This is a genomic window from Chryseobacterium sp. ON_d1 (genome assembly GCF_006829085.1).
Classification (GTDB): Bacteria; Bacteroidota; Bacteroidia; order Flavobacteriales; family Weeksellaceae; genus Chryseobacterium.
Map to the genome: position 1 here is coordinate 287,926 of NZ_BJTC01000004.1, position 14,930 is coordinate 302,855.

Genomic DNA, 14,930 nt, shown 5'->3' on the forward strand with positions numbered 1-14,930 from the left:
CTATAGTTTATAAAATTTTCGACGTATCGAAATTGATGAATTGATTAGAGTTAGATTTGGGTTTTGACTTTTTTCTGAATGCCAGAAATGCAATCATCGAAAGAACGAAAACCGTAACGGTGATGATATAATTTAAATTGATATAGAAATTTAACCAAGAAGTCTGAGCTGAACCGAAGTTTTTATACAGCAGGATCAAGACACTTCCAAGGTACCCGAAGGAATCTACAATATAGATCAGGAAACCTACATTTCCCTTGATTTCAAATGCGGCAATCATCCGGTCAAAATAAATTCCATTGAAAGGAATATAGCAAATGTACATTCCAAAGCCTGAAACCGTCATCCATAAAAAAGGCGACAGAGAACCCTGCTGAAACAGATAGGTGGAAAGTCCTACCGTAAGAATTCCCGCAAAAAGGATGTAATGATAATAGGCAAATGCCTTTTTATTGTTTTTGACTTTTACCATAAAACTTAAAATCACCAGAACCATTACGGCGATAGGAATTTCTGTTAAGGTGAAAACAGAACTGTCAAAAGTAAAATGCAGTCCGTCCCAGATCTCACGGTTGAAATTATCTCTGAAATCCCTTAGAACCGTTAAGCTGATATATAAAAAGATGATACATACGATCGGAACAAAAAATTGTTGGATCAGGGCTTTTCTTTCTTTACCATTCAATGGTTGTCTCTTGTTTTTAAGCAAAATATCTTCGTTTGAAGGTTGGGGAATTCTTTCAAGAAGCAGCCCGAAAAGGATCAGTGGAATTATGAAAATAAGTCCGGCTGAAAAAGGCATCCAGAATTCTGTAACCGAGAAAGTATCCATCAGAAATTTTCCTACAGATTTTGTAAAACCTGAAGAAACCACAAAGCTTGAACATAAAAAAAGTCCGATGATTTCTGTGGTTTTTCGTCCTTCAATATAGGAGAAAACAATTCCCCAGACCATTCCCAGCGGAATACCGTTGATGAACATAAATATAATATTGTAAGGAGCGGGAACAGCTGCAAATCCTAACAACGCAAGTTCTGCAATGGCAATGAAAACAAACAGATAAGTGAGTCTTTTCTGAGGTTTCAGCTCTGAGATAAATTTGATCCCAATGAATTTTGAGATAAAATATCCTACAGCTTGGGCAATGATAATAAGAATCTTATAATCAACCCCGAAATAAGAAAGCCCCTCGAAAGAGGCTACGGTAAAAGGTTTCCTGAAACCGTACATGCAGAAGTAAACACCAAAAGCGGCAAAGGCAGCTTTCAGTGTTACTAATGTTTTTTTACTGATGGTTTTGGCCATGGTAATGATTTAGAAGTTCAGTTTTATTCCAAGATTGAATCGTACTCCATAATATTCTACCTGCTCCGGACGGTCTTCACTTTTACCGAAATGATAGATTAGGGGTTTGTTCAGAATATTGTTTACATCCGCATACAGAGTCAGGTATTTGGTAAACTGATAAGAACCCCCGAAGTCCAGATTGCTGTATTTACCATAATAAGAATCATTAATATCCTCTTCAGCATATTCTACGGCATATTTTCCTTTGTAATTGTAAGCCAGCCTTGCGTTGAATCCTTTTTTCTCAAAGAAAAGCTGGGCATTATACAACTCCTTTGCCTGATAAGGAAGGGCTACCTTTCTTCCACCTGGCTTTTCCATTTCGGAAGTCATGAAGGTGGCATTCAACTGTACCCCGAAGTACTGTAAAAACCCTGGCAGGAAATCAAATCTTTTATTAATTCCCAATTCAATTCCCCCTAACCATGCTGCTTTTCCATTGTTTGGTGCTGTAAACTGTACTCCATTGATTCCGTTATAATTTCCGATAAAAGAGTCCTGGAAAATAGGATCTGTAATGGATTTATAGAAAACACCACCGCTCAGAATCCCGACATTGGAAAAATAATATTCTCCCATCAGGTCAACATTCAAAGAATACGTAGGATTAAGATTTGGGTTTCCCCCTTTGAACTCGTTGTCTGCTTCAATATAAGTTCCTCCCGGGGTCAGATCACCAAAATTCGGTCTTGAGAAAGTTCTTGTCGCAGCAAAACGAAGATTGGTTTTATCATTCAAAGTATATTTTAAATGAACCATTGGAAGAACAGCCAGATAATTTTTGGTATTTTCTACAGGGGTCAGTACATTATCATTTACACTGTATCCTTTTACTTTTGTATTGGTATTGGATAGTCTGATTCCTCCTAAAATGGTAATCTTATCATTCAGTTTATAGGTGGCCATCCCATAAGCGTCTGCATGTTTTTCAAACACATCAAAGTTTCTTCCTAAGGCTTTGTTATATTCTAATACTTCAGAATCTGCAGTATTGATCTTCAGATTTCCCTGATGATCATACCAGAACTGGTTCATTCCTGTGGTTGAAAGTACCGGGCCAAACGTATTGCCGATGTGTGCATTCATTTCACTTAAATATTTAGGTCCGTTAGGTTGTGTCGTGATATATTGAGAATAATCGGACAGAAGAGGTGCGGTTCCGTTGCTCCAGTTGTAAAAAATATCGGAGAATTTTGCATTACGTTCCTTATCACGGTATTTAAAGCCATATTTCAAGGTCAGTTTGTCTGAAGCATTGATTTCATGATTGAATGCCGCTACGATTTTATCCTTTTCCTCCACAAAGACTTTATAAAATTCAAGATCTGTAAATCTCATCTTGGAAGCATCCATTTTAAAGTTAGGGTCGCTAAAGAAGCCGAATAATGCATCCGGGTTTTTGTAATCTAATTTCCCACCATCTGCTTTCCAATAGGCTCTTGGGCCATTTCCATGATCTGAAATATAATCAGGATTGATGCCTACACCAGATTGGGTATATTTGATTACATAATAAGAATTGTTCTGTTTATCGGGGATATTTCCATATTTGAATTGGTTGTCATAGTAAGATAGATCCCAGTCTATTTTCCCTTTATTGAAATGATGAACGGCACCCAAAGAAACAGAGGTAAGTTCTGTGATCAGTAAATTGTGGATGTTCTGAAGTTCCACTCTTGCTGTATTATTGGCGCTGCTGAATTTATCAAACCTTATTCTGTGTTTGTAATGGGTTTCGTCATCCGATAATGTGCCATACATTCCCTTTAAATAGAAGGTCGTTTTTGGAGACAGTACATATTCAAAAGCGGTATTGATCCCTGTTGTCTTTCTTACCCCGTTATAATCGCGGAGTTCAAGTCTGAAAACACCTTCATCACCACTTCTTCGCGCTTCAAAATTATCCGTAGACCAGTTTCTGATGAAATGGGCAAAATTGAATAAATACCCGAATTTTTTATCCTTCGTTCTGCCTCCATATAAAAATCCAAGATTGTAAACTCCCTTATCAGACTTTTCATTATAACCGCTTCCTACAGTGGCCTTGAATTCTGTTTTCATAGGCGGAGTTTTAGTGATGAAATTGACACCACCGCCTATTCCGTCAGCTTCAATATCTGGGGTAAAAGACTTATTTACATGTACATATGAGATCAGTTCTGTGGGAAAGAAGTCGAATGCGGTGGCTCTGGAAGTCGTTTCCTCCTCTGCGGTGGGAAGCCTGTTTCCGTTAATGGTTGTAGATGCCCAGAATGGAGGAAGTCCTCTCAGGGAAACAAACCTTCCTTCTCCCTGGTCTCTTTCAATAGAAACACCCTGTACACGCTGTACGGTTTCTGCTGCATTTCTGTCCGGTAATTTTCCTATCCCGTCTGAGGCGATTATATTGGTAATATTGATGGCATTTTTCTGAAGACTTAAAGCTCTTGCTTCCGTATTTTTTAAGGTTCCGGTTACTACAACTTCGTCAATTTTTTTTCGGAGTTGGGAAAGTTTGATGATTCCCAGATCAACTGTTTGCTCAGGTTTCAGATCAACCGTAATATCTGAAGAATCATATCCTATATAGCTGATCTGTAAAGTATACTGGCCTTCTTTGATGTCGTTGATGGTGAATTTTCCTTCAATATCAGTGGTAATATTTTTAGATAAGCCTTTTATTTTGACTGTAGCCCCGGGGAGAGGCTGGCTGTCATCAGCTACAGCTCCTATAATTAACTGCTTTTGTGCTGAAACACAGACCATGAAACAGACAAAAACAAGGGTAAGTAAGTTCTCTAAATTTGTTTTCATTTTTACATATATTAAATTTTTTATGCAAATCACGCTAATAATTTTAATATATATAAATATTTTGTGTTAAGTATTGTTTAACAAATGAGCAAGGTTTGTTACGTCTTTTTTACTTTAAAACCAATTGTATTTTTCCTTTGGAAATTTGATAAAATAGGGTTTGAAGTAGCGATGACAACGTTTTTAGTAGATGTTTTCCAAAAATAGAAGGACTAGAAACCTACTGAAGACAGGCTTGTTTTAGTTAATATTTCGTTCATTTTGAGAAAAAGTAAAAAATCAAAAGTTGCATATTTGTAAAATTTTGTGTGTGCTGGAATTCAAAAATTGAAGAATGATGTAAATTGGAACATGATTTAAACGTAAAGTCTAATATTTATAACGCTAAATTATAAGTGTGTAAAGTTTGCGACATTGTCGCTGATGAAGCTTGATTATTATGGGTGTATTTATAGTGCATCTACACTACAATTGTCATTCTGAATGAAATGAAATGTAATGAAGAATCTCAAATTATTGAATGAAAATAAGAGATTCTTCCTTCGTCAGAATGATAAAAGTAAAATAGTAAAAAGCTTTGCGTTAAAAAAAAAGTTAAGCCGTATAAAAATAAAGAACAAGCATCACACAGCTTTCATTGCTGATGCTTACCGGAACGTGTGGAAACTTACCATTGAAATACAGGGAATCCCCTTCTTTTAAGATAATTTCTTCATTATCAATTATATATTTTACTTCTCCTTTCAGAATATATTTGAATTCCCAGGCATCCGTAATGACCTTTTCTCTTTTAGAATTGGGTTCAAGTGTTAGTAAAACGGCTTCGAAGCCCAGAGAGTGAAGACTTTTGCTGAAGATGTGCATATATTTGAATCCCTCAGCTTCTACTTCTTTTTCTATAACCTGTTGGTTTTCTTTTGGAACATAGATGAATTTGGCGTTGGATTTTTTCTCAACCCCTTCGAAAAAATAACTGGCATCAATCTCGAGCGATTGGATCAGGTCCAATAAAACAGGAAGGGAGGGAATCGTTCTTCCATTTTCAATCCTTGACACAAGACCATTGCTTACATTGGCTTTGAAAGCCAGTTCATTAATGGTTAAATTATTCTTTTTTCTAATATCCTTTAATCTCTTACCGATACCTATTAAAAAATCGTTCATACGCTGTGCAATTTAACCTGAATTATTTTTTCATCATTCTATTAAAAGCAAAGGTAATATTATTCTATAGAGTTTAGGCACAGGAGGGAATCAATTCATTGAAAATTATTATTTGCTACTTGACTCTCTGAGATTCTTCACTTTTTCTCCCCAGGAAAATTTCCCTATTTTTGTAAAACTCCTTATTTCATCTATGAAAAAAATTATTCTTATCGAAGACGAAACCAGCGTAGTGTCTTTTATTAAAAAGGGACTTCAGGAAAATGGATATGAGATTTCTGTAGCTTTTGACGGGCGTACAGGAGTACAGCTGGTGCAGGCTAACGATTTTGATCTGGTCATTTTGGACATTATGCTTCCGGAAATGAATGGTCTGGATGTATGTAAAGAAATAAGAAAAACCAATCAGAGCGTTCCTATTTTATTTCTGACAGCGTTGGGAACTTCTGAGAATATTGTTCTCGGACTGGAAAGTGGAGGAGATGACTATCTGGTAAAACCTTTTAAATTCATTGAGCTGGTTGCCCGCGTGAAATCTTTGCTGAGGAGAAGCAAGAACAATGGCCCACAGGAAATTGCCGAACCGGAGCCGGATAATGAACATGTATTTCAGTTTTCGGATCTCATGGTGAATGATTATACCAAGAAAGTAACCCGTGCAGGAGAAGACATTTCGCTTACTTCTACAGAATATAAACTGCTGCTGTATTTCCTGAATAATCCGGAAAAAGTAATTTCCAGAGCGGAAATTCTCGATGCTGTTTGGGGCGTGAATTATGAGCTGGGAACCAATGTGGTGGATGTATATGTAAATTATTTAAGAAAAAAACTGGACAGTCAGGACGATAATAAACTGATTCATACCGTTATAGGAATGGGTTATGTTCTGAAAAAGACATAATGGATGTTTAATAAAGTCATTACAAATCAGACCAAAACGATGGTGCTTTTAATGTTGGTTTTTACTGCCATCATTTTGCTGTTCAGTGGTTTGGTGTACTTTTCTATCGTTAATTTTTCACATCAAAGATTCTATGAGCTGCTGAAGATCAGGACTGCGACTATTGTTCAGATCGAAAAAAGTAAAGACCATCTCGATCTGCCGGAAAATTATGTTCTCAACAGTTTAAATGATGAGGAACTTCCAATGGAAAAGGACTATGTTTTTGCCGTTCCTGCAGATTCCAATTTCAAAAAAATATCTCAGGAAGTGCATATCCCTGATTATTTCTTTAAAAACATTATTAAGGAAGGGGAATCCAATTATAATGACAAGGAATTCTATTATATAGGACAGAGCTTCAGACATGATGATAAAGATTATATAGCAATCGCTTCAGCTAAAAATCACTATGTTGTTTATTATCTGGGCTTTTTAAAGAGAACATTAATTACCTGTATTGTACTTTCTCTGTTCTTCAGTATGATCTTTTCTTTTTACCTGTCCAAAACCTTATTCAGACCGATCTTGAAAATAACCGGTAAAGTAAAGGAAATCAGTTCTGAAAATCTTCACTTAAGACTTGAGTCCCAGCCTGATAATAAAGAACTGAATGAGCTGGTAGATACCTTCAATGATATGCTCAACCGTATTGAAACTTCATTTGAAACCCAGAATCATCTTATCGGAAATGTTTCCCACGAATTGAGAACCCCGCTTACCTCTATCATGGGAGAAGCCGATGTTGCCCTTTCTATAAGCAGAACGGCTGATGAATACAAAGAAACCCTGGGAATCATTCTGGATGAAGCTGAAAAGCTGGATAAAAAGATCAAGGCTTTGTTGATGATTGCCCAAACCGGATTCGACGGAAAGATCCAGAAAATGGATAAAGTAAGAATAGACCAGCTGCTTTGGGACGTTATTGAAACACTCAGAAGAATTGATTCCCGGAATAATATCTATCTGGATATCAGCATGCTTCCGGATAATCCAAAGAAGCTTAAAGTACAGGGGAATGAGCAGCTGTTGCATCTTGCAGTGGCCAATATCATCAGTAATGGCTGTAAATATTCTAATTTTCAGCAAGTTAAAGTTTCCCTGGGAGCTACCAATACAGATGTTTATATCATCGTAAAAGATAACGGTATCGGAATTCCGGAAGTGGAAATGAATAAAATCTACGATCCGTTTTTCAGGGCTTCTAATACGAATAACTATGAAGGCTACGGAATTGGACTTCCACTGGCAAGAAACATCGTAAGAATGCATCATGGTGAACTGATCGTAAGCTCGCATGAAAACCAGGGAACAACAGTACAGATGAAATTCCCGAATTTCTATAGTATGCAGAAAGGGGAAGAAACAAAAGGATAATCCGCAAGAACAATAGGAAAAATCGCAAAATGGCAAATTTGCTGTTTTGCTTTTTCGCCATATTAACTCCCCTTAACAATTTTCTAATCTCATTTTAATCTCTTTAATCACATTTTAATTCTATTCCAAAGATCTTCTAATATGGTCGTTCTAGTTTTGTATCATCAAAAAAGATAAACACAATACAAAATAATAAGAACATGGCTAAAACAATTTTAATTGCAACAGATTATTCTCTTGAGTCATTGAATATATTGAAAAAGGTTCTTAAAGAGAAAGACGCAGCAGAAGATCAGAACCAATATAACATCTTTCTGACTTCCGGATATGATGGCGGAGATTCTATCAGAGATCTTTTATTCAGTACCAAAACAACTATTTTCAATAAAATCAGACCTGCTGAGTTCTGCGATGCTTTAGGAATTATCAGCAATAAATATCCCCATCTGATTAATAAAATCATCTGCGACATTTTTACAGGAAGTTTCCAGAGAACATTCAACCAGTATGTGAAGGCAGAAAATATTGAGGAAGCTTATTATTCTCTTTCTGTCAAAAGCAGAGGGAAAGGGAAATTCGATCTGATTCCTTATATCAAAAAATGCAAAGAACTGAATTCTCAGGAAATTACCATCGAAGCCAGAGAAAGTCTCCCGGAAAGAGGCAGATTGGCAGAGATCTTTGTAGAGGTCTAAAATTAAACACAATTTAAAAAAATAGAAAATGTTAAGAAATTATAGTAACAGCAGAACATTGGGAGACAATATCAGATTGGGGACGCTGACTGCTTTCACAGCAGGTACTATAAATATTGCTTCCCTGTTGATATTTCTCTCTTTTACATCGAACGTAACAGGACACTATGCTATTTTAGCAGCAGAAATCAGTAAAGGAAACTGGACGCAGGTAGCTGTAGTGGGAGGATGGATTTTCCTCTTCTTCTTCGGAAGCTTTGTTTCCAACTTTATTGTTATTAATTTTAATAAGAAAAGTAAATACTTTGCCCATGCCATGCCGATTGTGCTGGAGATTATATGTCTTCTTTTCGTAGGAGTATACGGGCAGTTTTACTACCAGAAGACATTAGAAGAAACAGAATACCTTGTAGCCCTGATGCTTTTTGCGACAGGATTACAAAACGGATTGACAGCAAGTATCTCTAATTTCTCTGTGAAAACCACCCACCTTACCGGAACAACCACCGACCTGGGAATTCTCGTATCTATGTTTACACAAAAGAAGTACAGAAGAAACGGAGAACTGATCGGCAGAGCAAAGCTTCTGATGAGTATTATGCTTGCTTATGTGATGGGAGCTGTTTTCTCTGGATTAACTTATTACTATCTGGAATTCAGAGTATTCTATGTGATCAGTATATGTCTGTTGATTGTCATCGGGTATGATGCCTATAAAATTCATGTAAGGCACTTCAATACAAAATACAGGTACAACAGAATTTACAGAAAGCCCAATATCTTTGCTTATCTGTATGAAAAAATTCATGGCGCTCCTAAAAAAGAGAAAAAGAGAAAGCTTGTCTTTGAGGATTAAAATATAAACACACTATTAATTTTTTGTATAAACTAGCTGTAAGTGCCCTTATTTTATCATAGAATAGGGGCATTTTTCTTAAAAATTGACTTTAATAACTATAAATTCATTGTTTTTTATTCTGTTTTTCATGGCTGCAGAAATGGAAATTTCCCAATGGGATCAATCAACTTGCTAACGCCCTTCATTACAAACATTAAAAAAAACAGATGGGGATAAATAGGTAAAAATGTTGATAATTAAATATTAAATCACGGTTTTAGTATTTTAATTCCCGATTCCATTGACTATTTTTGTAAGTTGATTTACGTTTTTATGTCAGATATTATTCAGCTTTTACCGGATCATGTAGCCAACCAGATTGCAGCAGGAGAGGTGGTGCAGAGACCTGCATCCATCGTGAAGGAACTTTTGGAAAATGCTATAGATGCAGATGCAACGAAAATTGAACTGATCATCAGGGATGCCGGGAAAAACCTTATTCAGGTGGTAGATGACGGAAAAGGAATGTCTGAGACCGATGCCCGCATGGCGTTTGAAAGACATGCTACCTCCAAAATCAAAGGAACAGAAGATATCTTTAAAATTGCTACAAAAGGATTCCGTGGTGAAGCTTTGGCTTCTATTGCTGCTGTTTCTCAGGTAGAGCTGAGAACGAAACAGAAAGATACTTCCATTGGCACCAACATTTATATCGAAGGTGGAGTTTTCCAGTTTCAGGATCCGGTTCAGACTGCGGACGGTTCCAATTTTTTAGTAAAAAATCTTTTCTATAACGTTCCTGCAAGAAGGAAGTTTTTGAAAAATAATAATATCGAATTCAGACACGTAATTGATGAATTTCAGCGTGTGGCATTAGCTCATGAAAATCTGGAATTTTCGCTGTTCCATGACGATGAGGCTGTTTTCAGATTGAGAAAAGGAAGCCAAATGCAACGTATTGTAGATGTTTTTGGCAGAAAACTTCAGCCGCTTCTGATTCCTATCAAAGAAGATATCATCTGGTGTAGGCTTCATGGGTTTGTTGCCAAGCCCGAAGGAGCTAAAAAAGCAAGAGGGGAGCAGTTTCTCTTTGTAAATGGCAGGTATTTCAGAAGTCCCTACTTTAATAAAGCAGTACAGGAGGCTTTTGAAGGGCTTCTTCAGCCGGGATATGTGCCTTCGTTTTTCCTTTTTCTGGAGCTTGATCCGGAGAAAATTGATGTAAACATCCATCCGCAGAAAACTGAGGTGAAATTTGAAGATGAACACCTTATTTTTGCTTTGCTCCGTTCAACGATTAAAAGATCTCTGGGAATCTATAATGTGTCTCCAAGCCTCGATTTTGACAGAGATCCGGAGCTGGATGAAATGATGAATAAACCGATTCCAAGTAAAAGCAATGGCGGTGGTACCGGTGGAGGAGTTATCAAAATGCCTGAGATCATTGTAGATAAAGATTATAATCCTTTCCTTGAAGAAAGGAATGTAGTACACCCGGAGGAAATTCAGAATCTTACAGAAATGTACCACCAGAATATCACAGCTGAACCTTCAAAGATCAATCTGTTTGAAGATGAGGATTTTGACGAAGACCTGATGAGGCTCCCGAATGGCTACTGGCTTTTCAATAAAGGTGATGTAACGCTTATGCTTGATCTGGGAAGAATGCACCGGCTATTGGTATCTGAGAGTAACAAATCTGTCAGAAAATCAAGCACAAACAGTCATGCTCTTCTTTTCTCTCTGGAGTATCATATGAATGAGATTGAGAAGACAAAATACAATGCGATAAAAAAATATCTTCCGGAATTAGGGTTTGACATGAAAATTGCTCATGAAAGTGTACTTCGGATAGATTCACTTCCTGAAGGGCTGAAAGAAACCCAGGCGATGAAGTTCCTGGAAAACCTTTTTGAGATCCTGGAATACAAGACGGAAGAAGAATTTATGCTGTATTACCATAATCAATGGAATAAAATGCAGTCGAAGTCAAGATTTGACTTTATTTATAAAAAAGATGCGGAACAGCTTATTAAAGACTTTACAGCATTAGGATTTCCGGAATTTTTACCGGATGGTAAAAGATGCTTTTATGAAGTTCCGTTTAATGACTTTAAAAACAAATTTTAAAAATTATGTTTAATAATATACCGCCTATTACAAGGAACATCATTATCATAAATGTGGTAGTATTTATTGCTACTTACTTTATGGGAAATCAAATGATTGGCTATCTTGCAGGCTTTTATCCTTTCTCACCATTTTTCCATTCATGGCAGATTATTACCCATATGTTCATGCATGGAAGTATCATGCACATCTTATTTAATATGATGACGCTTTTTAGTTTTGGGCCTATTCTGGAACAGACATTAGGAGACAGAAAATATTTGCTTTTATATTTTGCGAGTGGCTTAGGGGCATTTTTTCTTTTTAATGCGTGGAATTTTGTGGAAGCCCAACAGATTTCTAATGAATTACAGCAGCTGGGATTTAATGTAAACGCTTATCTGTCAGGAGCAAGTGTCCAATTTGCAGGGGGCACTGAATCGATCCTTAAACAAAAAGAATTATTGGAAAGTTTAAAAGCTATTGTAGCAACACCAATGGTAGGTGCATCGGGAGCTATTTTCGGCGTGGTTGCTGCATTTGCAACACTATATCCGGATTCTAAAATTGGGATTATGTTTATTCCGGTCCCGATTAAAGTAAAATATCTGTTGCCGATCATTGTAGTGATCTCCGTATATCTTGGAGTTTCCGGTAATGGAGGAGGTATTGCCCACCTTGCTCACGTAGGTGGGGCTTTGGTAGGGTGGCTGTTGGCACGAAACTGGAAAAAACACCTGTACCGATTTAACTAAAATAAGTTTGTGAAGGTTTTCCGACTCATACTGTTCATCTTACATCTGGGAATTCTGTTTATGCTGCTGGGTACTTTACTGAATGCCTATGTTCCGCCTAAGATTTTTCCGTGGTTTAATTTACTGTCACTGGGATTCCCGATTCTCATCGTTATCTACATCATTCTGACGGTATTCTGGGTCTTCAGCTGGAAAAAAAGAGCTTTTTTATTTATGCTGGCGGGTTTAGCATTTATAAATCCCGTTAAAAGATGGGTTAACTACTCTTCTGATTCAAAGAACAGTTCAGATTTCAAGGTTGTTTCTTTCAATACAAGAAGCGGAATTGTAAAGAAAAAAGAAGTTACAGATTATTTAAAATCTCAGAATGCAGATGTGATTCTTTTACAGGAGGATGCAGGGAAAGAATATGAATTTGAAGGCTACCAGAAGGCAAATCCGGGAGGAGGACTGACGATTTTGACCAGGCATAAAATCATTAAGCAGCAGATCATAGATCCATTGGATGAAAGCTTGAGAATTCCTGGATTGATGGCTGATATAGAAATTTACGGCAGGGTATACAGGTTCATCGATGTATATCTTAATCCTTTTCATTTCGAGAAAGAAATGGTGAAGCTCAATGGTAATACCGATGCCGATGAACAAAAGATAAAAGATGTCATAAAAAGACTGATTCCAACCTTTAAAAAACACCAGGATCAGGTAGATTTAATCAGCCCGGTAATTGAAAACTCGCCCTATCCGGTTATTCTTGCCGGGGACTTCAACTCTGTACCAAATTCTTATGAATACTATCATCTATCCGATGGGCTTGAAGATGCATTTTTAAAAGCCGGAAAAGGAAGTGGCACCAGTTTTCATGACTATAAATTTCCGATAAGAATTGATTATGTTTTTTCTTCAAAATCATTGCGGACAATATCTTATGAAGTTGACCGTTCTATAAGTGTTTCAGATCATTACCCGGTTGTAGCTAAGTTCTCCTCAACACGTAAATAATCATAAAAAGAGTTAAAGTTTACTTGCTTGGTAGGGTTTTTGATGAAAGAAAACCGTACCAAGACCGTTTTTCATGAAGTCGAATCAGATATTACTATTCATACATATCGTTGTTGCCGTTTTGCTGTTATGCACATTGGGGAATGCGTGGATTCCACCCAATATTTTGGGCAACCTGAATCTTCTCTCTCTTGGTTTTCCTTATCTTATCCTGTCACACGTCATTCTTACGCTGATCTGGATCTTCAAAAAAGAAAAAATTGCAATCGCTTTTGCGTTAGGTACCCTTATTTTCTATAACCCCATCAGACGGTGGATTAACTTTTCCCCTAAAATAGAAAACTTAAAAACAATACGGGATATCAAAGTACTGACTTTTAATGTGAAATATGGAGAATATGGATGGGATAAGGTAAAGGATTATATCAAAGCACAGGATGCGGATATCATTCTCGTACAGGAAAAAGATACCAACCGTGTTATAAAACGCGATCTTATAAAGTACCCATCAGTAATTCTTAAAACCAAACATAAAATTGTAAGGCAGGCAGAACTGATTGATGAGAAAGCGCGAGGAAATTCATTCTATGCCGACATAGATATTAATGGAAAGGTAATCAGAATTATTAATGTTTATCTTGAACCTTTCAGACTTAATAAATCGATGTTTACGAAGCTTGACGGATTGGGTTTTGGAAATGTTTCAACATTACTTTCTCATATGACCCCTACATTTCAGGCTCATGAAGATCAGGTGAAAAGAATCAGAAAGATGGTGGATTTATCACCATATCCCGTCATTCTTGCCGGTGATTTTAATTCTGTTCCCAATTCATATGAGTATTATAATCTGGGAAAAGATCTTCAGGATGCATTTTTAGTAGCAGGAAAAGGAAGTGCGAGCAGCTTTCATGATTATAAGGTTCCTTTGAGAATCGATTATATTTTCAGCTCAAAATCAATCATTCCTTTAAGCTATAAAGTGGATCAATCTGTGAAATTATCGGATCACTATCCTGTAATTGCAGAATTTCTGTTAAATTAGTTCCATGAAAAATTTACTGGCTGCTATTTTTGTTTTTACAATTTTTTTTACTGCTTGTTCCAAAAAGGAATCTCCGGGCTTCGGAGATGAGCAGGAGGTTAAAATAACTTATGATACTGCTGCTGTTGATTCCTTTTCTACAGGAGCTGTTTCGGTAGATATTGCACGTAAAATAAGAATGTCTTCTCCCCAGTATATTGATTCTGTAAAACAGGCTAAAAAGCTTCAGGACGAAGAAAATAAAATGAAGGTGGAGCTTGAAAAAGAGAATAAAGCAAAACAAGAAGAGGAGAAGAAAAAAGCAGAAGCGGAAAAAAAGCAGAAAGCATCAGAAAAACCGGCTGCTCAGGAAGCCAAAACAGAATAAATCCAAAAAAAACATTAAACAATAAACAATATGAAAAAGCAAATTCTGGCTGTAGTGGCCATCTCTGTATTCACGGTGGCATGCACAAAATCAACAACAAAAACAGAACAGGTAGAAAATCCTGACGGATCAGTTACTACAACCACCACTACAACTACTGAAACCCCTAACGTTGTGGATACTGCAAAGATCAACAATGCTAAAGAAGATGTGAAGGCTAAAGTAGATGCCGCAGGAAATAAGATTGACGAAGCTGCTCAGAAAGCGAAAGATAAAATTGATGCCACCGCAGATAAGACGAAACAGGATCTTAACAAAGCGGGTAAGGATATCAAATCTGAAGCAGATAAAGTAGGACAGGATGCAAAAGAAGCTGCAAAAAAAGGAGCTTCAAAAGTAGAGGAAGCTGCAAAGAAAGTTAAAGAAGATCTAAGTAAATAAACGAAAGCCGTAATTCAACTGAATTACGGCTTTTTAGTATACAGAAAAGAAATGAC

At 36.8% G+C, this 14,930-nt stretch carries 13 protein-coding genes; 10 read left to right on the forward strand and 3 right to left on the reverse strand.

What is annotated here, in order from left to right; all coding sequences use genetic code 11:
* Window positions 1–7: 7 nt before the first annotated feature.
* From CRS_RS08605 to CRS_RS08615, 3 genes are all read right to left on the reverse strand, one after another.
* Complete coding sequence (locus CRS_RS08605) at window positions 8–1,306, reverse strand: DUF5690 family protein (RefSeq protein ID WP_142723637.1); 1,299 nt, start codon at window positions 1,304–1,306, stop codon at window positions 8–10.
* 9 nt (window positions 1,307–1,315) lie between these two features.
* Complete coding sequence (locus CRS_RS08610) at window positions 1,316–4,141, reverse strand: TonB-dependent receptor (protein ID WP_142723638.1); 2,826 nt, start codon at window positions 4,139–4,141, stop codon at window positions 1,316–1,318.
* A 594-nt stretch (window positions 4,142–4,735) separates the two neighbouring features.
* Complete coding sequence (locus tag CRS_RS08615; RefSeq protein WP_142723639.1) at window positions 4,736–5,305, reverse strand: helix-turn-helix domain-containing protein; 570 nt, start codon at window positions 5,303–5,305, stop codon at window positions 4,736–4,738.
* 193 nt (window positions 5,306–5,498) lie between these two features.
* Here CRS_RS08615 and CRS_RS08620 point away from each other — a divergent pair, with 193 nt between their 5' ends.
* The 10 genes from CRS_RS08620 to CRS_RS08665 all read left to right on the forward strand — a co-directional run bounded on the left by CRS_RS08620 (window position 5,499) and on the right by CRS_RS08665 (window position 14,874).
* A complete protein-coding gene (locus tag CRS_RS08620) occupies window positions 5,499–6,206 on the forward strand; it encodes a response regulator transcription factor (protein WP_142723640.1) in 708 nt (235 codons plus the stop codon).
* 3 nt (window positions 6,207–6,209) lie between these two features.
* On the forward strand, window positions 6,210–7,622 hold the full coding sequence (locus CRS_RS08625) for a HAMP domain-containing sensor histidine kinase (protein ID WP_142723641.1): 1,413 nt from the start codon (window positions 6,210–6,212) through the stop codon (window positions 7,620–7,622).
* A 200-nt stretch (window positions 7,623–7,822) separates the two neighbouring features.
* Window positions 7,823–8,317 carry a hypothetical protein gene (locus CRS_RS08630; RefSeq protein ID WP_142723642.1) on the forward strand — a complete coding sequence of 165 codons (495 nt, stop codon included), beginning with the start codon at window positions 7,823–7,825 and terminating at the stop codon, window positions 8,315–8,317.
* Window positions 8,318–8,345: 28 nt separating this feature from the next.
* Entirely contained in the window at window positions 8,346–9,173 is an 828-nt protein-coding gene (locus CRS_RS08635) for a YoaK family protein (RefSeq protein WP_142723643.1), read from the forward strand.
* 315 nt (window positions 9,174–9,488) lie between these two features.
* Window positions 9,489–11,285 carry a DNA mismatch repair endonuclease MutL gene (mutL, locus tag CRS_RS08640; protein WP_142723644.1) on the forward strand — a complete coding sequence of 599 codons (1,797 nt, stop codon included), beginning with the start codon at window positions 9,489–9,491 and terminating at the stop codon, window positions 11,283–11,285.
* A gap of 5 nt (window positions 11,286–11,290) precedes the next feature.
* Window positions 11,291–12,019: a rhomboid family intramembrane serine protease gene (locus tag CRS_RS08645; RefSeq protein ID WP_142723645.1), complete on the forward strand. Its 729-nt coding sequence runs from the start codon at window positions 11,291–11,293 to the stop codon at window positions 12,017–12,019.
* A gap of 9 nt (window positions 12,020–12,028) precedes the next feature.
* A complete protein-coding gene (locus CRS_RS08650) occupies window positions 12,029–13,021 on the forward strand; it encodes an endonuclease/exonuclease/phosphatase family protein (RefSeq protein ID WP_228451214.1) in 993 nt (330 codons plus the stop codon).
* 73 nt (window positions 13,022–13,094) lie between these two features.
* The gene (locus CRS_RS08655; RefSeq protein ID WP_142723646.1) at window positions 13,095–14,066 is read left to right on the forward strand and encodes an endonuclease/exonuclease/phosphatase family protein; all 972 of its coding nucleotides are present in this window, start codon (window positions 13,095–13,097) and stop codon (window positions 14,064–14,066) included.
* 4 nt (window positions 14,067–14,070) lie between these two features.
* A complete protein-coding gene (locus CRS_RS08660) occupies window positions 14,071–14,433 on the forward strand; it encodes a hypothetical protein (protein ID WP_142723647.1) in 363 nt (120 codons plus the stop codon).
* Between the two features lie 30 nt (window positions 14,434–14,463).
* Window positions 14,464–14,874: a hypothetical protein gene (locus CRS_RS08665; protein WP_142723648.1), complete on the forward strand. Its 411-nt coding sequence runs from the start codon at window positions 14,464–14,466 to the stop codon at window positions 14,872–14,874.
* The last annotated feature ends 56 nt before the right edge of the window (window positions 14,875–14,930 follow it).